Origin of the sequence: Candidatus Nitrosopumilus sp., from assembly GCF_040878665.1 — an archaeon.
In the GTDB taxonomy this organism is placed as follows: Archaea; Thermoproteota; Nitrososphaeria; order Nitrososphaerales; family Nitrosopumilaceae; genus Nitrosopumilus.
In genome coordinates this window covers 35,851-60,363 of the sequence record NZ_JBBDLU010000006.1, presented here as the reverse complement: position 1 = coordinate 60,363, position 24,513 = coordinate 35,851, and the positions used below count along the sequence as shown (strand labels likewise).

The window sequence follows — 24,513 nt, the reverse complement described above, 5'->3', positions numbered from 1 at the left end:
TCCTATATCAATAATATCAGAACTACGAATAGTAATCCTGCTCCAAATACGAACAAATATGATTGTGAAACACCAGATTGAGTTCCTTGAATGACTCTAGCACTCCATCCGACCGCTTTTTGGACTCCAGCATTCATACCGTAATCGATAGCGGTCTTTTCAAAGTATCGAAATACTCCTCTTGCCAACCATAGTGGCGCCACTACAAAACACCAATAGATTATGGCATTTAGATACCATCTGTTTAAGATGACTTTGTGAATTGAGTAAAAGAAGATATTTGAATTAATAAATTTCACAGGATCTACCCATCTTCCAATATAGAAGATATAACCAAGTCCAATACCTGTAGCAAATGCTACTAATGATGAACCAAGTGCAACTGGATTGAGTCCTTGTAAGAATTCCGGTAAGATTGATGCTTCAGCTGCTGCATGCTCAGTATGAATACCAAATGAATGTTCAAGATATTCAGTAAACAAATGATGTAATCCTTCTTCAGTAGACAATCCAATAAGTCCAATACCAATTGTAAGTACTGCGAGAATACCATATGGAACCCACATAGATAACGATGCTTCATGAATGTGATGTCCTTCTTCTTCCATCTTTTCGATGTGTTTGCTCTTCTTTCCAAAGAAGACCAATCCAATCATTCTTGTTGTATAAAATGCAGTGATAACTGCAGTTAGTACAGCAATTACATAAAGTGGTAAAGCCCACTCATTTCCAGATGTATAGACTGCAGCAAATATTGCATCCTTACTCCAGAAACCTGTTGTGATGAATGGTGCACCCATTAGACCAAGACCTGCGGCCCACATGAACGCATAAGTTTTCTTCATATGTTTTCTCAATCCACCCATATCGCTCATGAATCGAGAACCAACAATGTGTAATAATGAACCTGCTGCCATGAATAATGAAGCCTTGAACATTGCGTGAGAAATTAAATGGAAAAATCCTGCTGTATAACCGTCAACATATTGATGAGATAGTCCTGCAACACCCAAGGCCATCATCATGTAACCGATTTGAGAACCAGTAGAATAAGCAAGAACTTTCTTAATTTCATTATTGACCATACCTTGTGTTGCAAGTAATAATGCAGTAATTGCACCAACCCAAGCAACAATCTCAAAGAATTGATCAGCCATAATCCCTGCGGCACCTAAAGCAAATACAAGTGGACCAATTCTTGCAACCAAGAATACACCTGCTTTTACCATTGTTGCTGCATGAATCAATGCAGAAACTGCAGTTGGACCAGTCATTGCTTCTAAGAGCCATTCATTTAGTGGAAATTGTGCTGACTTTCCTATAGCACCACCGAACAGTAAAACAAATGCAGGAACTAATAATCCCTGAGCAGCCATTGCAGTAGCCCATTCAGTTTCATGCATTAATTCTTTGAATCCAAATGTACCAGCAAACAAGAATATCAAAAGCATGCCAGCAATCATCATCACATCACCAACTTTAGTCATGATGAATGCCTTCATTCCGGCATGTGTTGGAGCATAGTAATCTAACATTCCAAGAACTGTACGTCCTTCAACACCAACATGATCTTTCTTTTTATCGCGATACCAAAAGCTAATCAAAGCATATGATGCAAGACCCACACCTTCCCAACCAAAGAAGACTTGGAGTAAATTATCAGATAATACGATTAATTGCATTGAACCAATAAAGAACATCATCCAGAACCAAAATCTTGTAATGTCTTTGTCACCTTTCATGTAACCAGTACTGTAAATCATAATGAGGAATGAAATCCAGCCAACCACATTAGCCATAATTATTGAAAGTGGATCTGCCAATACACCTGCTTTAAGACCAATTGCCTCAATCCACATTATTTGATCATGTATTTCGTGAGCCTCCAAAGCCATTGGAAGAAGAGATGCTGCAGATAATGCACTCATCAAAGCAAATGCAACTGCAACATAACCAGTCGCATGTTTTGATAATTTACCAACTCCTGGAATAATCATTGCAGCAGCAAAAGGTAAAATCCAAACTAACCAGGCACTTGCTGCTCCAACTTCAAATGGTAATCCTAAAGATTCAATGGCCATAATCTAAACCCCCAACACTCCATTCATGTATGGAATAATTGTTTTCAAGAAAATGTCTGGATAAATTCCAACCACAATTGAAAATCCTGCTAATACCATCATGGGTGCAGTCATGTACCAACTTCCTTCTTTCACATTTTCCAAATGTTCTGGAGTTTTTCCAAAGAACACACGTTTTAACATCCAAAGCATGTAAGACATTGTAAGTGCAGTGGCAACAAGACCTAAACCAAATGTTACTGCTCGAAGTGTGGATCCCTCTTCAATAGCAGTTTCTAATGCACCATAAAATAGAATCCATTCACCCATAAAACCACTTGTTGGAGGAACACCCATTATTGTTAAAGCACCAATAACTGCACATGTTGCAGTTATTGGCATCTTTCCTGCCAATCCTCCTAATTTGGAAATGCTTCTTGTGCCAACTTTAACAATGATAACTCCTGCCATCATGAAAAGAATGCCTTTTCCAATTCCGTGTGTTACATACATCATTTCTGCACCAGTAAGACCAAGTGCAGACATTGAACCAATTCCAAACAAAAGATATCCCATTTGACTGATACTAGAATAAGCAAGTAGACGTTTCAAATCATCTTGCATCAGTGCCATTGCACCGCCATAAATCATAGTGACAAGACCCCAGATGTGGAACCAAATGGAAAGTTCTGCAAATGTTAGTGGTAAGAATTCTACAATTAATCTGAAAATACCATAAGCTCCGATTCCAATCATTGCTGGAGACAATAATGCACTGATTGGTGTAGGTGCTGAACCGTGGACATATGGAAGCCAAATATGGAACATAAAGACTGCCAGCTTAACTCCCAAACCTATCGAAATAGCAACAGCAGAATACATTGCAATGTCTGCTGGAATTTCAGATTCTTTGATATCTGCAAAATCAAAACTACCAAGAGTCAGACCAATCATCAAAAATCCTAATAGTAAAACTACTGCACCTGCATGGGTCCAAAACAAAAACATTAAACCAATCTTTCTTCTTGGACCATCGCCCCAAAGAGCAACTAAAAAGAAACCAGGAATCAACATGACTTCAAAGAATATGTAAAATTCAATCAAGTTAGTTGCAAGAACTGTTCCAAGCATTCCCATTGCAAATACAAGATATAGTGCAAAGTAAAGTCCAGATTTGGCATTTACATAATTTGAAAGCGATGATGATTCAACAATTGAAGTCTGTCCAGTTCCAGAGTGTACAATTTTTTGTTCTTCTTCAAATTGTTCATGGAATTTGTGAATCATGTATGGTTTTGAGTAAAGTGCCAAGATTGTAGATAGTACATATATGATGATTGCAAATGGTGATGCTAAACCATCTAAGAGAAAACCAAACTCACCAAACTGTTCAGTCCATGGATAATGCTCCTCTACAGTTCCAGATAGTGCAGCATTAATTACAAGAATTGTAGTGTACAATAGAATTGCAAATGTAAACCACATTGCAGGAGTTGGTCCTATTTTTCTACCAATAATGTATGCTACTGGTGATAAAAGTAATGGCAAGAAAACTGCCTGTAATAACGCATACTCCATTATCCTTTCAAACTCCTAAAGTCTGCAATATCGACATTTTGATACATACGATAAGCTACAATGATTAATGACAATCCAACTGCAACTTCAGCTGCAGCGATTGCAATTGAAAACAATGCCATGGTTTGACCACCACTGTGAGGTAAGAATCTACCAAAGGCTACAAGATTTAGATTTGCAGCATTAATGATAATTTCAACTGCAAAGAGCATCCTGATAAAATTACGTTTAACTGCAAGACCGTAAATTCCTATGCCAAGCATAGCGACAGATACAAGTGTAAAATCAATTAGCTCGCTGGTCATTCTCCACATCCTCTCGTTTTGCTAAAACTAGTGCACCAGTAACTGAACCCGCTAAAATTAATCCCATCAAAATTAATGCAGGCCAATAATACATTACAAAGTCAGTACCAATATCTCTAAAATTAGTAGCAGGTTCATCAGTTGTCATTGTTTTAATTCCTGAATCCAAAAACACTGCACCTAAGGCTACCATGATTACAAGCATCAAACCTATACCTGCAAATTTTCTTCGCTTGTCTTCGATTTTTTTGAAGATCAATTCTCTTTTTACCAACATAACAGTAAACAAAATTAAAACAGCGATAGAACCAACATAAACTGCTAATTGAAACAGTGCAACAAATGGTGCATCCAATAAGAAGAAAAATCCAGCAACTCCACCAAGAGTTCCCATCAAAGCAATAGAACCATAAATTAATGATCTTAATTCAAGAGCGGCAATTGCAGAACCAATTGTGATTACAGTTAATGCAAGAAATACCGCATCAGCCATGAGTTGCACCTCTGTCAGAGATTTGTATTTCGCTGTCTTGTGCAACGTATGGTTTTACCTGTAATTGAGCAGGAGTGTAGATTAGACCTTCTTTTGAAAATGATGATAATTCGTAATCATTAGTCATGTAAAGTGCATAAAATGGACACGCATCGACACAAAGACCACAGAAAACACATTTTCCATAATCAATTTGTGGCATGATTGATTTCTTGTTTTGTTTCTGTTCTTCTGGAACCTTGACCATTGCAATGGCCTCAGCAACACCTTCACATGCAATAGAACATAGTTGACAGCCAGTACAGTGATCATGAAATAGCATATGGCGTCCCTTCAATCCTGCAATTCCAACACCAGTAGATGGATCAAATTGATATCCATCACCTACAAACTTTAGTTTCTCTTCAGGATAACGAAGTGTAAATCGTTTTACTGCAAGATGTTTGATTCCTGAATTTAATGCACGAATAATACCAGTTGCAGTTCCCATTATTGTAATCCTCCTGGTCCTAGCACTCCAGCGTAAAGCAAGCCTAGTGCAATAAAGATGTTAACGAATGCCAATCCAATAAGTTTGGTCCAACCAAGATTCAACAACATATCAATTCTGATTCTTGGGAAAACACCTCTTGGCAACAATATGAAAAATATTACTGCAACTGTTTTCAGAACAAACCAAAGTGCACCATTAAGCATCTCTTGTGTGAATAATGGCAGTCCAGGGATTTTTGCAGTTACTGGCCCCATTACAATTCCATCTGTAAGAATTTCTGATGGGAACGGAGGTACAACCATTGGACCATTCCAACCACCTAAGAATAACACAACAAACAATCCTGCAAATGCATATAGTTTTAGATATGTTCCTAGTTGAACAAGACCATACATCATTCCAGATAATTCAGTTAACCATCCAGCTACAATTTCACTTTCAGCTTCTGGTAAATCAAATGGAATTCTTTCTAGCTCAGCAAGCATGGTGATAAAGAAAACAATAGCACCTATTGGTAAAAATACAATCCATGGGAAGCTAGATTGACTGGCAGCAATCTCAGATAGATTAAGAGAGCCAGTTAACATTACAACTCCCAACAAAGATAAGATTAGTGGAATTTCAAATGATACCATTTGGAATAAAGCTCTAATTCCTCCAATGAATGGGAACTTACTATTTGCAGACCATGCTGAAAGAATAGTTATGATTGGGAAGAATCCAATTACTGCAAATACACCAAGTAATCCCAGATCCACATCTGCAACAACCCAACCAGGAGCAACTGGAATGAATGCTACAAATGATGCAGCTGCTGCAACAAAAAGTACAGGAGCCGCCCAGAAAATTGGTTTGTCAGCTTTTGCAGGAATGATAATTTCTTTTGAGATTAATTTTAGTCCATCACCCATTAATTGTAATATACCCTCAAATTTTCCACAGTAGAAAGGACCAACTCTTAATTGTAATTTTGCAAGCATTTTTCTTTCAATGAAAATTGTACCTGCAGCTAGCAAAGCTGCAAAACCAAATCCTGGAAATGCCATAACTCTGAAAATATCTGTAGCCATGAATGCATGAACAATAGGAAGAATTCTAGACGGATCTGCTAACCATGTGAATGCAAGAAATGGTGTAAGTAATTCACCATCAATTACAGGCATTTCAATAACAAATAGAACCATCATTACTGCTGGAATACCAACTAAAACTAATAGCAATAAAATCCAAAACACATTATCAATTAATGATTTAATAAATTCACTTAGTTTGAAATTTGGTGCAATTACGGACATTTATCGGTCTGCCTCCACTGGCCAATAATTAAGACTCCAATAAACAGATGGCATGTTGCCAAGTTTTTCTCCTCTTAAAAGATTGGGTAGTGCAATTAAATTTCTAAAGGAAGGAACACTCAACTTTACTCTATATGGTTCTGGTTTTCCATCAGATACAATATAGCAACCCAATGAACCTCTACCAGACTCTACACGTTTGTATACAGAATCAAGTCCTTTGCCTTTTGGATTTGGTTTTAGTTTAACTCTAACAGAACCAGATTTTGGCATTTTTTGTAATGCTTGTCTAATTATGTTACAGCTTTCCATCATGTCAAGCCAAGGTATTTTGGATCTTGCGTAAGAATCGCCTTCTTTTAACACATTGGTATGAACGTCTAATTCATCATAGACATCATATGGTTCCTTAATTCTAAGATCATAGTCAACCCCACTTGCACGAAGTACAGAACCAGTTGTCCCATATCTTATTGCATCTTGTCGTGACAGAATACCAGTATCTCTAGTTCTAGAAATTAGAATCGGATTGTCATAAAATACTGCAGCGTATTCTTTAATGCGTTTTTCAAAATAGTTAACTTGACGTAAACAAACATCTTCAAAATTTGGTGGTAAATCATTTCTAACTCCACCTGGAACAAAATGTGCATGTGTTACTCGTGCACCAGTCATTTTTTCCATTAGATCAATTAAGAGTTCACGATCTCCTGCAGGCCACATAAACATTGTAGAATGTCCCAAAAAGATTCCATAGATAGCAAGCCAATACATTATGTAGATACATCTATTCAATTCAGATGCAATTACTCTAACATACTTTGCACGTTCAGGAACTTCAATGCCAAGAAGTTCTTCAGCACCTAAAACATACGGATACAACACATTACATGAATCATGAATTACTGGTCTTTCCAAGTGTGGAATGTTTGTGATATAGTTTCTGTATTCTGCCATTTTTTCTTCTCCACGATGAACATATCCAGGATCAGGATCACATGCAACAATATAATCACCATCAATTTGTACAATGATTCTCATATGACCAGAACCAGGATGTTGTGGTCCAACATTGAGAGTCATTATTCTCTCATCAACTTTTTGGAGTGCTAATCCAGGTGGTAATTCTACAGTCATCTCTATCTTCCTTTTATTGCAAAGTCCTTTCGAAGTGGAGGTAAATCTGCCCAGTCTTCTGGCAAAAGTAATCGTCTATTATCAGGATGACCTTCAAAGAAAACACCAAACATTTCAAAAATTTCTCGCTCATGAAATTCTACACTGTAAAAGATATCTCTAAGAGTTGGCAGTCGGGTTGCATCAGTACCAGGGATTGGATTTGTTTCTCTTTGGGCTCTAGTAGCTAAAACTAGAATTTGTCTTGCAAGTGAAGAATCAGAGTAAGATCCTATATGGTAAACTACTTCAATTTCGTTATCTTGAGGATAGTCTACACCTGAAACGGATTCAACATGATCATAGTTCAATCCATCACGAATGAATTCAGCAACATCATGAACATTATCTCTACCGACATTAATTCTAACTCGATCTGTTTTTACAAAACCTACCTCAACTTTGTCACCAAACTTTTCAACAATTTTATCAGAAATACTTTTTTCAAATGCAGGCAAGTCTACAGGCGCTGCTTCAGGTTTGTTTACTGTCGGTGGAGATGTGGATTCTACTGGAGTTTCATCTGCAACAGAATTTTCAGTTTCAGCACTCATCATACAAACTTCCTAGCCTTCATTCTCTTGATTTTTTCTTGCAACAACATACATCCTTGAATAAGAGTTTCAGGTCTAGGTGGACAACCTGGAACATAGACATCAACTGGAATAACTCCATCAATTCCTGGAAGTACATTGTATGAATCAAAATACAAACCTCCAGTGATTGCACAAGCTCCCATTGCAATTACATATTTTGGTTCTGGCATTTGATCATAAACTAATCTGAGACGTGGTGCCATTTTTCTTGTAATAGTTCCTTGAACTACAACTAGATCACATTGTCTAAGTGATCCAAATGCTTCAATGATACCAAATCTTTCAACATCATATCTAGGACTGGATGCTGCACCAAATTCTACACTGCAACAAGCTGTTTCAATATGAACAGGCCAGAGTGACCAAATTCTACCCCAATTAATGGCATAGCCCAATGGTTTATCAATTGCTTTTTCTAAAATATCGCCTAACTTTCCAATGAAAACATTTGCATTTTCTGGTGTTACTAAATCTTTAAGCAATCTTATCTCCTATCCTCGTAAATACAAATTATATAAAAAACTACCATATTCTTCGTCTCCCTGATTGATACAATGCAAATGCCATTGCTCCAAACATTATCGCTAAGAATCCCATCATTGGTAAAGTTGCAATCTTTGGAATTTCTAAAAGCACACTACCCCATGCATACAAGAAAATTGCCATAACATCAAACACTACAAACATCAGAATATACGGGTAATATTGCATCATGAAATGAGTTCTTCCTTCTCCTGATGGGACTTGACCACATTCCATTGGCAAAAACTTTACAGGGTTACTTCTTTTTCGTGGAGAAATCATTCTTGATATAATTAAAGCTGGAGCCATAGCTACTACGGCAAAGCCAAACATCAATACAACGGTACTGTAATTGCCCGCTAATTCCCCGACCAATTTAGCTTTTCACTCCAATTTTTGTATAAAAAGGTATGTTTCATTTTTAGGATCAAATTTTAGAAAAAATTATTTTTGTAAAGGACTTAATAGGATAACAGTAAAAAGGGATCATGTCATTAAATGTAGGAGATATTGCCCCAGGATTTGAACTTCCAGATATAGATCTGAAATTGAGGACTTTGGACGAATTCAAAGGAGGTAAAATAATATTATCATTTATAGTTGCAGCAAGTTCTCCAGTATGTGAAGTAGAACTTTGTTCATTTAGAGACTCTTGGAAAGAGATTTCAGATCTAGGTGCAAAGGTAATTGCAATCAGTAATGATGGACCATTTGCAAATAAAGCATTTGCACAAAAAAACAACTTTAATTTTCCATTATTAGCAGATTACACAAGTAATACAATCAAAGATTATGGAATTTTGATGCAAGATTTACTCCACATAAAAAATTACAATGCTGCAAAACGTTCTGTTTTTATTATTAATGAAGATGGAAAAATTGGTTACAAATGGGTTTCAGAAGATCCATTAAAAGAACCAAATTATGATGAAATTAAAAATTACTTAAAATAGAAGATTTTATTCTATTTCTGCAATAACGTCGCCTTTGGCAACAGTGTTGGTTACTTTAATTTTTATGGATTTAACAACTCCATCTTTATGTGCTTTAACGGATACTTGCATTTTCATAGATTCCAAAGTACAAACAACATCTCCTTTCTTTACAGAATCACCTTCAGCAATTGCAATTGATACAACTTTACCAGGAATTTGACTTTTCAAAGCCAATTGTGCGTTGCCAGTTGTTGCACCACCAGTATTTTTGTAAACTATTTCATCAAAATGAGTATGTAAATTAATAACAATTGGCACATTATCAATTACAATATTCATTTCATTAGTAGTGTGTTCAAGATATTTTGCTTTGTGATATGTTTGATCTAAGATAAATTCAATTCCTTTAGAATTCATAGTTATAATTTTTAATTTATGCTCATCATCATTAATTTTAATTACATAATCATTGTTTCCAAGATTTGTAATTATCTTGCCATTGAATGATTTTTCAACATCGTGTATTTTATAATCCATAAATCATCAAGCCAGTTTATATTTCCAATTTGAATTATTAACAGTGTTATTTTGTACTCTGCTTTTAAAATATTCAGAATGAATTATTGCGGCAGCTAATGCGGCTTCACTTTTTGCTTCTTTTTCTTTCTTTAGATCTTTAGTTAATCTTTCAATCATATCATAGCGTTTCAAAAAATCTGTAGAAAGATCACCACTCTTGTATTCATCGGAATTTAGAATTGTTTTGTAAAGTGGTATCGAAGTTTCAACTCCCTGAATGTAAAAGTCATCAAGTGCTGTAAGCATACGAGTTCTAGATTCATCAAATGTTTGACCCCAGGTACAAAGTTTAGCCATCAAAGAATCATAAAATGGAGAAACAGTACATCCAGGATAAAGGTAGGTATCACATCTGACACTTGGTCCTGTAGGAATTATTACATCAGGAACAGGTCCTGTAGATGGAGCAAAATCTAAGAAAGTGTCTTCTGCATTAATTCTACACTCGATGGCATAACCATTCATTTTAAGATCTTTTTGTTTGAATGGCAATGGTTCCCCATTAGCAATATCTATTTGGAGTTTGACAAAGTCCAATCCAGAAACCATTTCAGATATTGGATGTTCTACTTGTAATCTTGCATTAATTTCAATAAAGTAAAATTCACCGTTATCTGCTCTTAGAAATTCAGCAGTTCCCAAGTTAGTGTAGTCTACTGCTTCAGCTGCTTTAACAACTAATTCACCAATTCGATCTCTCGTTTGTTGATCAACTACTGGAGATGGTGTTTGTTCAATAAGCTTTTGATTTCTTCTTTGAATAGAGCACTCTCTTTCAAAAATATGAACAGCATTTCCATGTTTGTCTCTGCACATTTGATATTCAATGTGTCTAGTTTTTTCAAGGAATTTTTCAACAATTATTGCAGATTTACCAACTGCTGAAATAGATTCACTTGTAACTGTTTCAAAACCTTCACGCAATTCTTTATCATTAGTAACAATTCGAATTCCACGGCCGCCGCCACCGTAAACTGATTTTAACATTACAGGATAGTCAATATCATTTGCAACTTTTAATGCCTCCTCAACATCTTTTACAAGTCCTGGACTTCCAGGAACTGTTGGTACTTTAGCTTTAAGCATTGCTGCTTTACATTGCATTTTATCACCACAAAGATCCATGGATTTACCGGATGGTCCGATAAAGTTAATACTATTTTTTTCACATCTAGTTGCAAAATCAGAATTTTCTGAGAGAAATCCATAACCAGGATGTATAGCATCTGCACCAGAAGAAAGTATAGTTTCAAGAATCTTTTCTTGGTTTAGATATGATTTTGCAGGAGCTGCCTCTCCAATATAGTATGCTTCAGTAGCTTGTTTAACATGCATGGAATCATAATCTTCATCAGAATAAACTGCAACGGTTTTAATTCCAAGTCTCTTACATGTTCGAATTACACGTAGAGCGATTTCTCCTCTGTTAGCGATAAGTACTTTCTCAATCATTTTTAATCACAAATTGATATTTCCGTGTTTTCTTGGAATTTGTTTTTCTCTTTTGTTTTCAAGCATTTCAAGTGCTTTAATCAACATAGGTCTTGTTTCGGCAGGATCAATTACATTATCAACAGTTCCATGGGAAGCAGCAACATATGGATTTTCAAATTTTTCTGTAAATTCATCGATTAACTGTTTCTTTAATGCCTCAGGATCTGCAGCCTCATCGAGATCTTTCCTATACATAATTTTTACAGCAGCTTCTCCACCTAATACAGCACATCTTGCAGTTGGCCATGCATAATTGATATCGGTTCTAAGATTTTTACTTCCCATAGCAATGTATGCTCCACCATATGCTTTACCAATAACTAGAGTAATTCGTGGAACAGTAGCTTCACAATATGCATAAAGTAACTTACTACCATGTCTAATGATACCATTATGTTCTTGATTAGATCCTGGCATGTATCCAGGAGTATCTACTAATGTGATAATAGGAATGTTAAAGGCATCACAGAATCTAATAAAACGTGCAGCTTTGTTTGATGAGTCAATATCAAGTGCACCTGCAAGATGTATAGGTTGGTTTGCGACAATTCCTACAACTTTACCATTTAGTCTTCCATAACCAACTACAATATTTGGTGCAAATAATTCATGAACTTCAAAGAAGACATGATCATCTACAATAGAGTTGATGATTTCTTTCATGTCATATGGTTGCAATGGATTTTCTGGGATTATGTTAATCAAGTTATGATCCATTCTGTTTGGATCATCATCAGTAGTAGTTTTTGGTGGTGCTTCAGTGTTATTTTGTGGCAAATATGAGATTAGTTTTTTGATGTAATCCATGCATTCGTATTCATTTTGTGCTACAAAATGTGCAACACCACTTTTTGCACCATGTGTCATTGCTCCACCAAGATCATCAAATGAAATTTCTTCGCCCAGTACAGTCTTGACTACATCAGGTCCTGTGACAAACATTGTTCCTATTTTATCTACCATGATTACAAAGTCAGTCATTGCAGGCGAATATACAGAACCTCCAGCTGATGGACCAATACTTGCAGTAATTTGTGGAATTACACCAGATGCTAATTGATTATGATAAAAAATATCTGCAAATCCATCAAGACTCATTATACCTTCTTGAATTCTAGCTCCACCAGAATCCATAATACCAATTATAGGACAACCAGTTTTTACTGCATGATCCATAAGTTTAGTAATTTTTTTAGCACCCATTTGACTTAGTGTTCCACCAAGTACAGTGAAATCATAAGCAAAAACAAAGATCTGTCTACCGCTTACATTTCCATATCCACCAACCACACCATCTGTGAAAAATTTCTTTTTTTGCATATCATATTCATGATAATGATGAGTTGTTAACGGATCAATTTCGGTAAAAGTACCTTCATCAAGTAAAAGATTGATTCTTTCACGTGCAGTTAATTTACCCTTATCATGTTGGGCCTTAATTCGGTCTTGACCACCACCTTGTAATGCTGTGTTATTCTTTTTAGTATACCCTTCAATCTTGGCAGAATGCATAACAGTGATCTATCGATAATGGTTTCATATATTAATTTAGTTTGAAAATATCAGTATATGAGATTTTTATCAAAATTCATGAATAATGATTTATTTTATAATTTCAAGAGTTAAGAATTGGGAATTTCTTATTGGTTGATTTTTGATAGGAACTAAAAGCATCTTTTTCATCACCACATTTCTTACAAATACATAATTGGGATACATTTGGGATATCACAATTTTCTTGATACTCACATTGAGAACAACCAGCTGATGCCCCGCATACAATACATTGTAATTCGTTTATTTCAGCACATTTTTCATGTTTTACGCCTAATCCTTTTGCCCATAGACCAATTTCATTAATTGATATTTTTTCATTGCAAACAATACATGTACCAGGAAATTTCATTGGTATTTTTCTCCAACTCATTGTATTATCTCCATCTCCTTTTCAATTATATCTCCAAAAGTCTCTTCTAGATCTAATTCAAGAGTCTTATTTTTCATACAAAACAAAACAAAAGGCAAACATAGAGTTACAAATGCACTTGAGGACAAATGCAGTTTTTTTGCCATAACTGATGATAATGATTTTATTTTTACACCATCCCAACGAATTCTATTAAGTAGCGGCCAAGAAAGATTGTATTGTGCATATCTTATTCTATTGTCATTTTGATATAATTTAATTAAAATGTCATTAAGATAACGTAGTAATCTCCAATTTTGAGTTTTCATTATCTTTCCAAAAAGAATATCGGCATTAGATATTATTTCTAGATATTTTGCAAGTGTAATAATGTCTAATTCACTAGTTATAATACTTGAATAAAATGCATTAATTTTTTCTCTGGGATCAATTTGCATAGAATATAAAACAATTCTAGCTTCTTCAATTGATTTTGCTTTAAAGAAAGCATTTACACCATCTTCAACGTTGATATTTTCAAAAGACTTCTCAGTAGGAGGATTAAATCCATTAACGAAAGATTGAGCAAGATTGATCATTGAACGTATATCTCCTCTTGATTTATCAATAACTTTGATTATTGAACCTGGGCTTAGTGTTGCATTTTGTTTTTTTAAAATATTTTCTAGATAAACTCGTAACAGTCTAGGAGGTATTCTTTTGAAATAGATTGTTTTTACTACTTTTTTTACACTTTTCATTTTATCTGATGCATCAGTATTAGCTGCAAGAACAATTGGGATTGTTGGTTCTTTTAAAATATCAATAAGAGCGGAAGCACCACCGTAATCACTACGACCATGAATTCCATCTACTTCATCGACAAAAATCATAGGAGTTCCCAATACGCTTACATTACCTAAAACAGGCGTAAGAATTTCATTAATTCGAGATTTGCTTCTAACATCACTTGCATTAAGTCCAATCATATCATATCCAAATTGTTTAGATACAAGATAGGCCATTGTAGTTTTCCCAATTCCAGGAGGACCAACTAAAAGTAATGGTTTAGTACCTTTTTTCCATTTTGCAAACCATTCCATAATTGCTGCCCGTGCTTCCTCGTTTCCCACCATATCAGAAATAATCTGAGGTCGGTATTTTTCAGACCACATCAATGCAATCACTTTGGGAGTTTAGATGTAAACTCGGACCATTTATTGGCTTTTTGTAATTTATTGTACCAATATTGGTTATAATGTTCAACAGTTAAAAATAAAAATTCTAAAAATTCTTTGTGAGAGAATTCATCAGGCAATAAATCAAGTGTGAGTCGAGCATCTTGTAAATACAGATTACTTTTTTCCATTGTTATCTCAAATCCTTTTTTGACATCATTTGCTAGTAAGGAATAGTAAAGGGGCCAAGAAGGAATTTTTACAAATCCATTTTTAATCGAATCTTCAATTTCATTTCCACATCCAACACCTTCTGCGGCTCTTGCCATACCCAAATAGAAAATTTCAGCCAGCGGTCTTTCTGCTAAAGCCATATTTCTACCAGCAGTTCCCATTACTGCACGATATTTTTTGTAAGAGAGTGTCATCTCCTCTTCCGTAATTTGTGTGGGTTTTGATTTTAATTTCTCATCTAGATATTGTCCAACTCGAGCATCTTTAAATCCCTCTTCAAATTCTTTTAGAACTTGTTCTCCACCTTTAGAAATTTTGTCTCTAGCTAATTTCAAGATGTATGGATTCATCAATTTGTAATCATCAAGAAATTCTAAATCTTCGTCTTTATCGACAATTCTGTCCATTGGTTCACTAAGATCAATTGCAAGAATATGTCCTTCAACCATATCTTGTTTTAATTGAGGATCATCTCTTCCGGAATATTCTGCTGCAGCATCAAATAATCCATTAAAAACAGGGAATGTCATTTTTACAAAATTTGAATTTAGAATTCGATTTACTCTATCTTGCATTACTTCAAGACTTTCCAATTTTGATTTTATAGGCTCAATTTCAGATGCGTTTAGTATGATTTCAGTTGAGCCTACCTCGTTACCAAACGCTTGTTGAGTAGAATTTGGATTAGAGTCAGACTTTATTTCATGTAAAAGTCCTTGAGCAAATCTTTGCGCAAAGTTTGGAAATTCATTTTCTGTTTCTTCTTTGTATTTGTTAAATAATTTGTAACCTTTTGATTTGAATAATGCTTGTTTCATTATTTGTTTCCCAGGTTTTGTGCTCATCAAGGCTTCTTTGCTTACAACAGATTGATCCTTACCACTCACAAACGTTAAGCTTACTTGTTGTTATTTATGCTTTCAAAACAAATCTTTTCTTCACTTAAATTACGAAAGGTCAAATTAACATCGTGGAAGTAATAGAAATTCTTCGAGAAGCTTCAAATAGAATTTATGAAAATGTAAAAGATCTTGCAGGAACAGAAAATGCTGCAGGAGATTTTGGTGTTGGTGCAGGAGGAGATATTTCAAGGAACATAGACATTATTGCTGAAAAAACTGTTTTAGATTATCTAAGAGAAGTAAATTTTGAATGTGTTGTGTTAGGTGAAGAGTGTGGACGCGTAGAATTATCAAATAATCCAAAGGGATTTATCATCATGGATGCAATTGATGGTTCTGCTAATGCTGTAAGAGGAGTTCCTTTTTTCTGTAGTTCATTAGCATTTGCTGTGGAAAATAAACTCAGTTCAGTTACAGATGGTGTAATTACAAATCTATCAAATGGTGAAATGTATTGGGCTTCAAAAGGCAATGGTTCTTTTTTTAACAATAAACAAATCAAAGTCCATAGTAAAGATCCAATTTACAAGATTATTGGAATTAATACATCTGGTGCATCAGCAGATCTGATGAGACGACTACATCCTATATTTGAAAAACATGATCATATCAGACATTTTGGTGCCAACGCTCTAGAAATGGCGTTATTTGCAAGAGGGTTAATGGATATTTTCATCGATTTGCGAAATAAAATTAGAATTCAAGATATTGCGGCAGGTTATCTGATTGTTAAAGAATCTGGAGGATTACTATTAGATTCATATTTGAAACCACTTGATGCAGATCTAAGTTATGAAACAAGAGTTTCTTTTGTTGCAGCAGCAAATCAAGAAATTCTTGATGAAATAATGTCACAGATTGACAGTTAGATGACAAATTGATTCATTGGGATTAATTTTGAGTTTATTTGATAATTTTGAACAGCAATCAAAACAAATTAGCAAACTATAACAGAAATATATTTATCTAAAGTCGCAAAAAAACATTTCGTATGGTAACTGAGATGAAAGCTAAAATAACCTATAGAGAGTTATTAAAAGAAGATCTTGTAGTCATACGATTAGTACCAGAAAATGGAATGCCACAGTATAAGACAGGTCAATTTCTAACAATTGGTCTCCCAATACCATCAGAAAAAAAAATCGTTAGACGAGCATATTCAATAGCATCACATGCTGAGAATCGAGATTATTTTGAATTTGTAATTAGATGGGTAAGAAAACCACTTCCAGGTAGAGTAACTACTGAATTATTTTATGCAAGCGTTGGAGATACAGTATATCTTGGAGAACCAACAGGTGCAGCATTACAAATTAGTGATAAACTACCTAATGGGCAAAAAGATAACCGAAGAGTGATTTGTGTAGGTGGAGGTACTGGTATTGCACCATTTATTGCATTTGCAAAACATTTCCATGATGTTAATGATAAACGAGAAGTAATTGTTCTACATGGTGCAAGTTATGTTGATGAATTAAGCTATAAGCGTCTCTTGACAGATTTAGAGATGGAAAGTGAGAAAAGAGGAAGAGACCAATGGAATTTTAGATATAGGGCTGCGATTAGTAGACCAAAAGAATACTTCAATAGATCATGGAATGGTCATGTAGGTAGAGTTGAATCATTTTTTACACCGGATAAAAAAACAGGATTATCACCTGTGGAAGAAATGGTGGGAGAGAAAATAACTCCAGAAAATACAATTATCTACATTTGTGGATATCAAGGAACAATTGATGGAGTGATTGAGTCTATTGGATCAAAAGGATTTGTTACAGAGCATGAAAAAAAGCCTGATGGAAGCTTTGCAATCAAGTATGAATCATACGGATAAAAAAATAAATTATTAATAATTCTTATTTTTTGATCTAGTACGAAGGATCACAAATGGTGGATTTTTATATTCAGAGTATTTTACAAAATTATGGCAAAACTCAAGTGTAATGATTATGGGTTTGAATGTGATTTTGTAGCAGAAGGAGAAATGGAATCGGTTATTGAAAATTTTAGAAATCATACTGATGAAGAACATGGAATAGATTATTCTAAAGAAGCAATTATGCAATTTCTTTTAAGAAAACAGGGATTATAACAAAATTAAGCATCTAGTCGTTTCATTCTAGCAGATAAAACTGGTAATTCTTTTTCAATAATTTTTTCTACAGCAGGAACAATTCCAATTCTAGAGCGTACACTTTCGTCAAATATTTCTGCGATTTGATCTCTGAATAATAATTTGATTCCAGGTAGTGCGGTAATTCCTTCATCAACAGTTCTAGGATCAGACAAGTCTAAAATCAATGTGCCTTTTTTCTTTTCTTCCATTACTAGTCTAATTCTGTCATATGTGATTAAGAAATAATCAGAGGTGGTTGCTACAAAAATTATATCATATTTATCGAATCCTGCTAAAACATCATTAAAATCTACAGGATTTCCACCAATAATTGTTGTAAAACCAGTAGAGCGAGATAAAGTTCTACTTGTTACATCAAATGGAATTCCTTTTGTGCTCAAGGTTTTTGCAAGCATGGCAGCAGATTCACCAGTACCAATTATCAGCACTTTCTTCTTAGAGTCAAGTCCTGCTTTTTCATCAACTAATTTTACTGCTACATCACCTAATGAAACAACATCTTTTGCTATTCCTGTAGTATCTCTCATACGTGAAGCTAAGCGAATTACATTTTCAAATAATTTATTAAGAATGTTTCCAGATACGCCTGCACTCTTTGCATCTGCCAATGCTTTAACAATATCATTAAAGACACTTTGCCAACCAACAACTAATGAATCCAATCCAGATGCCAATCGTAAAAGATGTAGATATACATCATCGCCTTTGTATACCTCAAGTGTTTGATCAAAATGATCAATATCGATTTGTTCTAATGATGATAAAGATACCCAAGTATCTTTTATTTTATTTAATACAAGTGTTTTGCCTTCTGCTCTTCTTGCATCAGGAGAGTCATCAATTTCCACATTGCTTACTGTAAAAATTTCAACTCTAGTTGCTGTTTGAATGATAATACACTCATCAACACCTGGAATTTTTTTAAATTCTGCACATGCAGTTGCAACATCTTTGAAGGAAAATTTTGAAATTGTATGTATTGGAACATTTTTGAAAGTTACTCTCGCATTCATTACGTCAAAATTTACTTGTCCCAACTCATTCACCTATCATGCTTTAAGCTTATCTCGTCCGCCTTTTGCTGTTCTAAAAACATTCATTCCAATAAAGAAATTTTCATGTAAGGATTCCAAATAAACGATTTCATTTTCAGTTTCTCTAATTTCTTTTGCAGATGCATTAGGATTATTTTTTAATTTGTCAAGTTTCTGTCTAGTCTCTTCCAAAAATGAATTAACTCCACGTTCATAATTTGAAACGCCGCCAAATTCTGGACTAAGAACATGTTCAGGAATGTATCTAGGAGTACTGTCTTGTGGAATTTCTGCTTGTCTTGTAAGAGATTCCTGCTCATCTGCAGTAAGAATAGGTCTCGGAAACCTATCTTTTTTATCTAAAAAGAATTCAGGCTCACCCATTTCTCTTCTAAAGATTTCTTCGCCTTGTCTCTTAAAGGTGTAATCAGATTTTTTGGCAGCATCAGCTTTGACTTCAGCTGCGATGGCTTTGTATTCTTCTTCTGCTGCAGCTTCTGCTGCAGCTTTAGCGGCTTCTGCTTTTGCTAAAGCCTCTTTTACTGCAAGTTCAGCTTCTTCAACAGCTTTGGCTGCTGCTTCAGCTATTAGTATTGCAGCTTCTGACAGTTTTGTTTCTGCTGCGATTTTATCTTCTCTATCTTTAGATTCAATTTTTGTAGTTTTATCAATTGATGGCTTTTCAGACACTGAATCTTTAGTTTTTGTTTCTACTTCAGATTCTTTTTTCTCTTCAGACATCAGAATTTACTAAAATTGCCTGAATTTTAATATTCTTGTGAGATCAATCATTTCCAAGACAATATCTGTAAATTTTATTTTGATCGGTTAGAAAAAAATTTGAAAACAATGAAAATAGAAATAATGGCGCCCTCGGCGGGATTTGAACACGCGTCTCAGCCGTGACAGGGCCGAATTCTAGACCGGGCTATACTACAAGGGCACAAGTTGATTGAGTCAGATTGCCAGATTAAAAGTTTCTGTCACAACAAAATCTTTTGTAAAAGACTAAATTATACAGTGAGAGCATTTTTTACGAGGGTCTATGGCGCAGCCAGGTAGCGCACCGGACTTTTAATCCGGTTGTCGTGGGTCCGAATCCCACTAGACCCGCTACCCTTATTGATTTTGGAATATGATCCGCCGCATTATATTTCAGTGAAGACAGTTTTTGGATTTAGTTAATAGAATTCTCTAAATCAATTTGGATGATAATTCAACATTACTCAATATCGTCATAACCACTATCCCTACCACAATGAGGACAAACTCTTTGATTTTGGAATAGTTCTTTTCCACAATTTCTACAGGATTGAGGTTTCACAAAATGATTAGTACTTTATTTTATTTAAAAATTTTTAGAAATATGTCAAACAATGTATTATTCACTAAAAGAAATTCAATAAAAAATAAGATTTCCTTAACGTTTGATCATACTAACAAAGGGGGTATTTTTGTCAATGTCTAATCCACAATGTATGCAAAAACAAGATCCATTGGGAGTCCAATAATGTTCACATTTTGATTTGTTCATATTATTCATCTTCATCTGAAGATCTTCTACTTGGTCTGATAGGTACGAAAAATCGCATCTTTCTTCCAATCATAATTTTATCATGTTAGATCAATGCATAAAGAGGATGGACGTTAGAAGAAATGATTGATTCCAAAGTGGATCAAAAATCAATTCCATGTACCAAGTTAGGAATAAAAATGGAATCCTTCTAGTTTGATGGAATTTCAATTGGAGTTTTCTTTTTTACATATCTTGCTAAAGTTTCTGGGGAATATTCAATCCCATGATCTTTATTCATATGATCCCAATAATCGAAGACTATTTTTTCGATATTTCCTGATGTAGTAAATTCGCAGTCAAATCCACATTCGTCACACCTGATAATAACCACAAAGAACAATCTATAAAGAAAAATATAAGCATCAGTATGTCATATCTGAATATTTGTTTAATTTCATATAAAATATTGTATGGTTTTAAACTGTTGAAACAGCATCAGATAAATTAAAAATCAATTCCCAAAGGGCTTAAACTATTTTTGAAAAGAAAATAAATGAAAGGTTATAACACATTCAAATTAATAAATTAGAAATGAGTTTTTGGAGCAAATTACAAAAGATTAGTTTTAAATAGCAATTTATTATTTTGTCTTAACTGTTATAGTATTTCTAATAATTTATGCTTGATGTGGTTCTATTCTCAAGGTTGATGTCATCAAATCATTCTAAGCAAAACATCTTAAACTTAGAGATCTTTTTTCAAGGCTATTAAGTTTAGGCTTTAACTTGGAATTATTTTCTTTTTTAAAGATATGTGTTGTTGATTTCTTTTACTGTTCCTAATTTATGTTGTAAATTCTGAAGACGGTTCAATCTATCAGGTGTATAATATATGATTATTTTGAATTCTTCATTAGATAGTAAGAAAGTAGAACTATACATGATTCTGTGTGCAATAGTCCCCCTCGAGAATCTAAAATTCCTACAAATTTGATTTTTGAATTTGATTTTAGTAAATCATTGCAGATTTTATTGAAATTCATATATCATTTTTTCAAAGATGAATGTATCAATAATTAATTTGTGAATCAGAAAGAAAAAATCTCACTAGACTCGCCATTCATCGTTATTCTAATTAATTAATTATTTGAGATACTTGTTTTGCTAAATCTTCAAGTGCCAGAACAATTTTATTTTCTCTTTTAGACATATCCAATCTGCAAGCATGTATTTTTTGGACTCTGTCAGAAATCATTCTTTTTTGTTCATCATAACCTGAAGAACCATATGATTTTCTGTCTTTCAATGACGAAACAACAGTTATTGAAGAAATAATTTTGGAGACAATTTTTGGATCAACATCAGTACCTTCTACAGATTTTTTTATTTCTGCGGAGGTTAATTTTGAAATAGATTTTTTTGAATTGTGTGAGAGTTGCACTAGAATTCCTGCAATTTTATGAGTAATTCTAAATGGTGTTCCTTCTTGAACTAATTTTTCAGCAATATCCAATGCAATAAGATTGCTTGACTCTGTAATTTTTCTCATATGTTTTTTATTTACTTTCATAGTGAGAAGAATTGATTTTATAATCAACAGTGCACTAATAGAAATTTTTGATGTTTCCCATATTGAGGATTTTATTTGTTGTAAATCACGCCCATAACCAGATGCTAAACCTTTTACAGTAGTTAAAATTGCAGTTAAATTTCCAATTACTTCAGCAGTTTTTCCTCTAGTTAATTCCAAAATATCAGGATTCTTTTTTTGAGGCATTACGCTTGAGGGAGACGTAAATTCATCTGAGAGTTCAATAAAAGAAAACTCAGCAGTAGACCAAATAACAAAATCTTCAGACATCCTACTTAGATTAGTCATCAGAATAGAAATCATTGCAACATATTCTGCTACAAAATCACGTGTACTTGTTGCATCAAGTGAATTCTCAACAACTGTATCAAATCCAAGCATTTTTGCGGTGCTGTGTCTATCAATCGAGATACTTGTACCGCCAACAGGTCCAGCACCAAGTGGACTTTGATTAATTCTATCAAATGTTCCAAACAATCTTTGAAAATCTCGAAACAGAACATCTGCTTGGGCTAAAAGATAATGAGAGAACAAACCTGCTTGAGCTTGTTGAAGATGAGTATAAAGCGGCATGATTGTTTTTTGATGATTTTTAGCCACAGAAACAAGAGATTCAATTGTATCTAACAAACAATTACAAATAATATTAACATCATCTCGAATTTTCATTCTAATATCTAATACAACTTGATCATTACGTGATCTTGCAGTATGCATTTTTCCACCACTTGCCATACCTGCTTTTTTTATGACTAGAGATTCAATCAGTTCATGAATATCTTCTGCGCCAGAAGATGAATCAAATTTTTCATTTTTCAAATTCTCTAATGATGATAAAATTTTTTTTGCATCATTTTTTGTAATGATATTATTTTGAAATAGCATCAAAGAATGAGCTTGACTTCCAAGAATATCATAAAGTGCAATTTCAGAATCATCATCAATTGATGAAACATAATCTAAAGTAATATCACTCAAATCAGTACCAAGACGTGAACGATACATTACCTAGTGTTCTAAAATGGTTATATATAGCATCGACGCTTTTGCCGACATGAGCCAAGATATCAAACAGCTACGAGTAAAATTATTTGATGAATTATCAAAGATAGTAGATCCTGAAATCAATACATCAATTGTTGAACTAGAACTAATTGACGAAGTAGATATCAACAACAGCAATGTTAAAGTTGATTTGCATCTTACCAGTCCATTCTGTCCAGCAGTATTTGGTTTTAAGATTTGTCAAGATATTCATGATAATCTTTTGAAGGTAGATGGAGTGGATGATGTTAAAGTTAATGTTTCAAATCATTTTATGGCTGAACAGATTAATAACCAAGTAAACAATAGTCCAAATCCAAAAAAAACAGGTTAACTTCTAAAACCTAGTAAATATCCACGAAGTAGTTGGATTCCCATAGCAGGATCAACTCCTTTTGGACATACTTGACTACAAGAGCCTGCAAAATGACATCTCCATATTCCATGAGAATCATCAATTATTTTTAATCTGGAATCTTTTCCTTTATCTCGACTATCAGCGACATATCGATATGCTTGAGCTAATGCCTGAGGTCCAACAAAAGAAGAATCAGTTGCCATTGTAGGACATGCAGAATTACATAAACCACATTTGATACAGTTTGCAAATTGGATGTATTGTTCTACTTCTTCTGGAGATTGCAAAAACTCTTTTTCATCAGATGATAATTCTGTGTCATCTCTGATTAGATATGGTTTGATTTTTTGATGTGTGTCAAACAATCGTTCAAACTTTACTGCCAAATCTCGAATTATTGGGAAATTATTCATTGGTTCGACAGTTACAATATTGGAATTGAGTTCAATAATTTTTGTAAAGCATGCTAATCTAGGCTTTCCATTTATTATCATTCCACATGAACCACATGTAGCTTGTCTGCAGGAATAACGCACTGCAACTGAATGATCAAAATATTTTTTCACTTCAAGAATTGCTTCTAAAACAGTTGTCCATCTCTCATATGGAACAGAAAACTCCATAAATTTACTAGAATCATCATGTTCAGGATTATATCTTGAAATTCTAAGAATGATAGATTTTGAGGAAGACAATGGTGTTGATGCTTGCTCATTTGCAATACCAGATACTTGTGCCACTTCTATACCATCCCCATGTTAGTCATAATAATTGTTCTTGAACCATATGCTATTAGTGCAATCATAGCTGCAAGACATCCATAAGAAACTGCTTTTTCATACAGTCTGCCCTGTTTTAGTTCCAGTAAAATAACTCTTAGTCCATTAAATCCATGAACAGAAAGTAAGATGAGAATTAGTTCCAACATTATAGCATATGGGATGAATTTGTAGTTAGCAAGAACGCTCTCATACTCTAAAGATTCTGCAAATCCCTGCGTAAGACGCATCAATATATGAACTGCCACCAGAGCTACTGCTGCTAAAGCAGTCCCATAATGGATTTTCATAATAGTGCTTTCTCTCATT

At 34.2% G+C, this 24,513-nt stretch carries 28 protein-coding genes and 2 tRNA genes; 7 read left to right on the top strand and 23 right to left on the bottom strand.

Annotated features, from left to right (window positions below; all coding sequences use genetic code 11):
• Positions 1-2 precede the first annotated feature (2 nt).
• Genes WDZ98_RS04965 through WDZ98_RS04920 form a run of 10 tightly spaced genes read right to left on the bottom strand, consistent with a single transcriptional unit; the run spans position 3 to position 8,851 of the window.
• Positions 3-2,081: an NADH-quinone oxidoreductase subunit L gene (locus WDZ98_RS04965; RefSeq protein WP_368059363.1), complete on the bottom strand. Its 2,079-nt coding sequence runs from the start codon at positions 2,079-2,081 to the stop codon at positions 3-5.
• A gap of 3 nt (positions 2,082-2,084) precedes the next feature.
• Positions 2,085-3,638: a NuoM family protein gene (locus tag WDZ98_RS04960; protein WP_368059365.1), complete on the bottom strand. Its 1,554-nt coding sequence runs from the start codon at positions 3,636-3,638 to the stop codon at positions 2,085-2,087.
• Complete coding sequence (nuoK, locus tag WDZ98_RS04955; RefSeq protein WP_368059367.1) at positions 3,638-3,943, bottom strand: NADH-quinone oxidoreductase subunit NuoK; 306 nt, start codon at positions 3,941-3,943, stop codon at positions 3,638-3,640. Before nuoK ends, WDZ98_RS04960 begins: the two co-directional genes overlap by 1 nt.
• Entirely contained in the window at positions 3,924-4,436 is a 513-nt protein-coding gene (locus WDZ98_RS04950) for an NADH-quinone oxidoreductase subunit J (RefSeq protein WP_368059369.1), read from the bottom strand. The genes nuoK and WDZ98_RS04950 overlap by 20 nt, the downstream gene beginning before the upstream one ends.
• Positions 4,429-4,926 carry an NADH-quinone oxidoreductase subunit I gene (locus WDZ98_RS04945; RefSeq protein WP_368059371.1) on the bottom strand — a complete coding sequence of 166 codons (498 nt, stop codon included), beginning with the start codon at positions 4,924-4,926 and terminating at the stop codon, positions 4,429-4,431. Before WDZ98_RS04945 ends, WDZ98_RS04950 begins: the two co-directional genes overlap by 8 nt.
• The gene (gene nuoH / locus WDZ98_RS04940) at positions 4,926-6,224 is read right to left on the bottom strand and encodes an NADH-quinone oxidoreductase subunit NuoH (protein ID WP_368059373.1); all 1,299 of its coding nucleotides are present in this window, start codon (positions 6,222-6,224) and stop codon (positions 4,926-4,928) included. The genes WDZ98_RS04945 and nuoH overlap by 1 nt, the downstream gene beginning before the upstream one ends.
• Positions 6,225-7,361, bottom strand: coding sequence for an NADH-quinone oxidoreductase subunit D (locus WDZ98_RS04935; protein WP_368059375.1), 1,137 nt, complete (start codon positions 7,359-7,361; stop codon positions 6,225-6,227).
• 2 nt (positions 7,362-7,363) lie between these two features.
• Entirely contained in the window at positions 7,364-7,954 is a 591-nt protein-coding gene (locus tag WDZ98_RS04930; protein WP_368059490.1) for an NADH-quinone oxidoreductase subunit C, read from the bottom strand.
• Positions 7,954-8,478, bottom strand: coding sequence for an NADH-quinone oxidoreductase subunit B (gene nuoB, locus WDZ98_RS04925; protein ID WP_179363006.1), 525 nt, complete (start codon positions 8,476-8,478; stop codon positions 7,954-7,956). The genes WDZ98_RS04930 and nuoB overlap by 1 nt, the downstream gene beginning before the upstream one ends.
• Before the next feature lie 40 nt (positions 8,479-8,518).
• Positions 8,519-8,851, bottom strand: coding sequence for an NADH-quinone oxidoreductase subunit A (locus tag WDZ98_RS04920; RefSeq protein WP_368059492.1), 333 nt, complete (start codon positions 8,849-8,851; stop codon positions 8,519-8,521).
• A 155-nt stretch (positions 8,852-9,006) separates the two neighbouring features.
• On the opposite strand from WDZ98_RS04920, the gene WDZ98_RS04915 reads away from it, so the two are divergent.
• Complete coding sequence (locus WDZ98_RS04915) at positions 9,007-9,471, top strand: redoxin domain-containing protein (RefSeq protein ID WP_368059377.1); 465 nt, start codon at positions 9,007-9,009, stop codon at positions 9,469-9,471.
• Positions 9,472-9,477: 6 nt separating this feature from the next.
• On the opposite strand, the gene WDZ98_RS04910 is transcribed toward WDZ98_RS04915, so the two are convergent.
• The 5 genes from WDZ98_RS04910 to WDZ98_RS04890 form a co-directional block, all read right to left on the bottom strand.
• Positions 9,478-9,990: an acetyl-CoA carboxylase biotin carboxyl carrier protein subunit gene (locus tag WDZ98_RS04910; RefSeq protein ID WP_368059379.1), complete on the bottom strand. Its 513-nt coding sequence runs from the start codon at positions 9,988-9,990 to the stop codon at positions 9,478-9,480.
• Between the two features lie 6 nt (positions 9,991-9,996).
• A complete protein-coding gene (locus WDZ98_RS04905; RefSeq protein ID WP_368059381.1) occupies positions 9,997-11,484 on the bottom strand; it encodes an acetyl/propionyl/methylcrotonyl-CoA carboxylase subunit alpha in 1,488 nt (495 codons plus the stop codon).
• A gap of 6 nt (positions 11,485-11,490) precedes the next feature.
• Complete coding sequence (locus WDZ98_RS04900) at positions 11,491-13,038, bottom strand: acyl-CoA carboxylase subunit beta (protein WP_368059383.1); 1,548 nt, start codon at positions 13,036-13,038, stop codon at positions 11,491-11,493.
• Positions 13,039-13,141: 103 nt separating this feature from the next.
• Positions 13,142-13,453, bottom strand: coding sequence for a hypothetical protein (locus tag WDZ98_RS04895; RefSeq protein WP_368059385.1), 312 nt, complete (start codon positions 13,451-13,453; stop codon positions 13,142-13,144).
• Positions 13,450-14,607: an AAA family ATPase gene (locus WDZ98_RS04890; protein WP_368059494.1), complete on the bottom strand. Its 1,158-nt coding sequence runs from the start codon at positions 14,605-14,607 to the stop codon at positions 13,450-13,452. Before WDZ98_RS04890 ends, WDZ98_RS04895 begins: the two co-directional genes overlap by 4 nt.
• Positions 14,608-14,865: 258 nt before the next feature.
• On the opposite strand from WDZ98_RS04890, the gene cas5 reads away from it, so the two are divergent.
• The 4 genes from cas5 (at position 14,866) to WDZ98_RS04870 (ending at position 17,838) form a co-directional block, all read left to right on the top strand.
• A complete protein-coding gene (cas5, locus tag WDZ98_RS04885; RefSeq protein WP_148704107.1) occupies positions 14,866-14,949 on the top strand; it encodes a CRISPR-associated protein Cas5 in 84 nt (27 codons plus the stop codon).
• 865 nt (positions 14,950-15,814) lie between these two features.
• Positions 15,815-16,615: an inositol monophosphatase family protein gene (locus WDZ98_RS04880; protein ID WP_368059387.1), complete on the top strand. Its 801-nt coding sequence runs from the start codon at positions 15,815-15,817 to the stop codon at positions 16,613-16,615.
• A 122-nt stretch (positions 16,616-16,737) separates the two neighbouring features.
• Entirely contained in the window at positions 16,738-17,580 is an 843-nt protein-coding gene (locus WDZ98_RS04875) for an FAD-binding oxidoreductase (protein WP_368059389.1), read from the top strand.
• Between the two features lie 90 nt (positions 17,581-17,670).
• Positions 17,671-17,838, top strand: a complete 168-nt coding sequence (locus tag WDZ98_RS04870) for a DUF1059 domain-containing protein (protein WP_368059391.1) — start codon at positions 17,671-17,673, stop codon at positions 17,836-17,838.
• Between the two features lie 5 nt (positions 17,839-17,843).
• On the opposite strand, the gene WDZ98_RS04865 is transcribed toward WDZ98_RS04870, so the two are convergent.
• The 3 genes from WDZ98_RS04865 to WDZ98_RS04855 form a co-directional block, all read right to left on the bottom strand.
• Positions 17,844-18,920, bottom strand: coding sequence for a glutamyl-tRNA reductase (locus WDZ98_RS04865; RefSeq protein ID WP_368059393.1), 1,077 nt, complete (start codon positions 18,918-18,920; stop codon positions 17,844-17,846).
• 12 nt (positions 18,921-18,932) lie between these two features.
• Positions 18,933-19,658, bottom strand: coding sequence for a hypothetical protein (locus WDZ98_RS04860; RefSeq protein WP_368059395.1), 726 nt, complete (start codon positions 19,656-19,658; stop codon positions 18,933-18,935).
• Between the two features lie 124 nt (positions 19,659-19,782).
• Positions 19,783-19,860, bottom strand: a tRNA-Asp gene (locus WDZ98_RS04855).
• 96 nt (positions 19,861-19,956) lie between these two features.
• Here WDZ98_RS04855 and WDZ98_RS04850 point away from each other — a divergent pair.
• Positions 19,957-20,030 (top strand) — tRNA-Lys (locus WDZ98_RS04850).
• Between the two features lie 109 nt (positions 20,031-20,139).
• Here the strand turns inward: WDZ98_RS04850 and WDZ98_RS04845 are convergent.
• The 3 genes from WDZ98_RS04845 to argH form a co-directional block, all read right to left on the bottom strand.
• The gene (locus WDZ98_RS04845) at positions 20,140-20,241 is read right to left on the bottom strand and encodes a zinc-ribbon domain-containing protein (protein WP_368059397.1); all 102 of its coding nucleotides are present in this window, start codon (positions 20,239-20,241) and stop codon (positions 20,140-20,142) included.
• Positions 20,242-20,641: 400 nt separating this feature from the next.
• Complete coding sequence (locus tag WDZ98_RS04840) at positions 20,642-20,824, bottom strand: DUF1059 domain-containing protein (protein ID WP_368059399.1); 183 nt, start codon at positions 20,822-20,824, stop codon at positions 20,642-20,644.
• A gap of 743 nt (positions 20,825-21,567) precedes the next feature.
• Positions 21,568-23,028 carry an argininosuccinate lyase gene (gene argH, locus WDZ98_RS04835; protein WP_368059401.1) on the bottom strand — a complete coding sequence of 487 codons (1,461 nt, stop codon included), beginning with the start codon at positions 23,026-23,028 and terminating at the stop codon, positions 21,568-21,570.
• Positions 23,029-23,077: 49 nt separating this feature from the next.
• On the opposite strand from argH, the gene WDZ98_RS04830 reads away from it, so the two are divergent.
• Positions 23,078-23,401, top strand: a complete 324-nt coding sequence (locus WDZ98_RS04830; RefSeq protein WP_368059403.1) for a metal-sulfur cluster assembly factor — start codon at positions 23,078-23,080, stop codon at positions 23,399-23,401.
• Here the strand turns inward: WDZ98_RS04830 and WDZ98_RS04825 are convergent.
• Both WDZ98_RS04825 and WDZ98_RS04820 read right to left on the bottom strand, forming a co-directional pair.
• Positions 23,398-24,165: a succinate dehydrogenase/fumarate reductase iron-sulfur subunit gene (locus WDZ98_RS04825; protein WP_368059405.1), complete on the bottom strand. Its 768-nt coding sequence runs from the start codon at positions 24,163-24,165 to the stop codon at positions 23,398-23,400. The two genes, WDZ98_RS04830 and WDZ98_RS04825, sit on opposite strands and share 4 nt — an antisense overlap.
• A 2-nt stretch (positions 24,166-24,167) precedes the next feature.
• The gene (locus tag WDZ98_RS04820) at positions 24,168-24,512 is read right to left on the bottom strand and encodes a succinate dehydrogenase (protein WP_368059407.1); all 345 of its coding nucleotides are present in this window, start codon (positions 24,510-24,512) and stop codon (positions 24,168-24,170) included.
• Position 24,513 lies beyond the last annotated feature (1 nt).

Excerpts from the sequence above, each read along its gene's own strand:
- WDZ98_RS04895 (WP_368059385.1), bottom strand. The coding sequence starts at position 13,453 with ATGAGTTGGAGAAAAATACCAATGAAATTTCCTGGTACATGTATTGTT.
- WDZ98_RS04900 (WP_368059383.1), bottom strand. The coding sequence starts at position 13,038 with ATGCATTCTGCCAAGATTGAAGGGTATACTAAAAAGAATAACACAGCA.
- WDZ98_RS04830 (WP_368059403.1), top strand. The coding sequence starts at position 23,078 with ATGAGCCAAGATATCAAACAGCTACGAGTAAAATTATTTGATGAATTA.
- WDZ98_RS04950 (WP_368059369.1), bottom strand. The coding sequence starts at position 4,436 with ATGGCTGATGCGGTATTTCTTGCATTAACTGTAATCACAATTGGTTCT.
- WDZ98_RS04960 (WP_368059365.1), bottom strand. The coding sequence starts at position 3,638 with ATGGAGTATGCGTTATTACAGGCAGTTTTCTTGCCATTACTTTTATCA.
- WDZ98_RS04905 (WP_368059381.1), bottom strand. The coding sequence starts at position 11,484 with ATGATTGAGAAAGTACTTATCGCTAACAGAGGAGAAATCGCTCTACGT.
- WDZ98_RS04860 (WP_368059395.1), bottom strand. The coding sequence starts at position 19,658 with ATGTCTGAAGAGAAAAAAGAATCTGAAGTAGAAACAAAAACTAAAGAT.
- argH (WP_368059401.1), bottom strand. The coding sequence starts at position 23,028 with ATGTATCGTTCACGTCTTGGTACTGATTTGAGTGATATTACTTTAGAT.
- WDZ98_RS04945 (WP_368059371.1), bottom strand. The coding sequence starts at position 4,926 with ATGGGAACTGCAACTGGTATTATTCGTGCATTAAATTCAGGAATCAAA.
- WDZ98_RS04910 (WP_368059379.1), bottom strand. The coding sequence starts at position 9,990 with ATGGATTATAAAATACACGATGTTGAAAAATCATTCAATGGCAAGATA.
- WDZ98_RS04930 (WP_368059490.1), bottom strand. The coding sequence starts at position 7,954 with ATGAGTGCTGAAACTGAAAATTCTGTTGCAGATGAAACTCCAGTAGAA.
- nuoK (WP_368059367.1), bottom strand. The coding sequence starts at position 3,943 with ATGACCAGCGAGCTAATTGATTTTACACTTGTATCTGTCGCTATGCTT.
- WDZ98_RS04935 (WP_368059375.1), bottom strand. The coding sequence starts at position 7,361 with ATGACTGTAGAATTACCACCTGGATTAGCACTCCAAAAAGTTGATGAG.
- WDZ98_RS04965 (WP_368059363.1), bottom strand. The coding sequence starts at position 2,081 with ATGGCCATTGAATCTTTAGGATTACCATTTGAAGTTGGAGCAGCAAGT.
- WDZ98_RS04870 (WP_368059391.1), top strand. The coding sequence starts at position 17,671 with ATGGCAAAACTCAAGTGTAATGATTATGGGTTTGAATGTGATTTTGTA.
- WDZ98_RS04820 (WP_368059407.1), bottom strand. The coding sequence starts at position 24,512 with ATGAGAGAAAGCACTATTATGAAAATCCATTATGGGACTGCTTTAGCA.
- WDZ98_RS04920 (WP_368059492.1), bottom strand. The coding sequence starts at position 8,851 with ATGTTTGGCTTTGCCGTAGTAGCTATGGCTCCAGCTTTAATTATATCA.
- WDZ98_RS04875 (WP_368059389.1), top strand. The coding sequence starts at position 16,738 with ATGGTAACTGAGATGAAAGCTAAAATAACCTATAGAGAGTTATTAAAA.
- WDZ98_RS04890 (WP_368059494.1), bottom strand. The coding sequence starts at position 14,607 with ATGTGGTCTGAAAAATACCGACCTCAGATTATTTCTGATATGGTGGGA.
- nuoH (WP_368059373.1), bottom strand. The coding sequence starts at position 6,224 with ATGTCCGTAATTGCACCAAATTTCAAACTAAGTGAATTTATTAAATCA.
- WDZ98_RS04915 (WP_368059377.1), top strand. The coding sequence starts at position 9,007 with ATGTCATTAAATGTAGGAGATATTGCCCCAGGATTTGAACTTCCAGAT.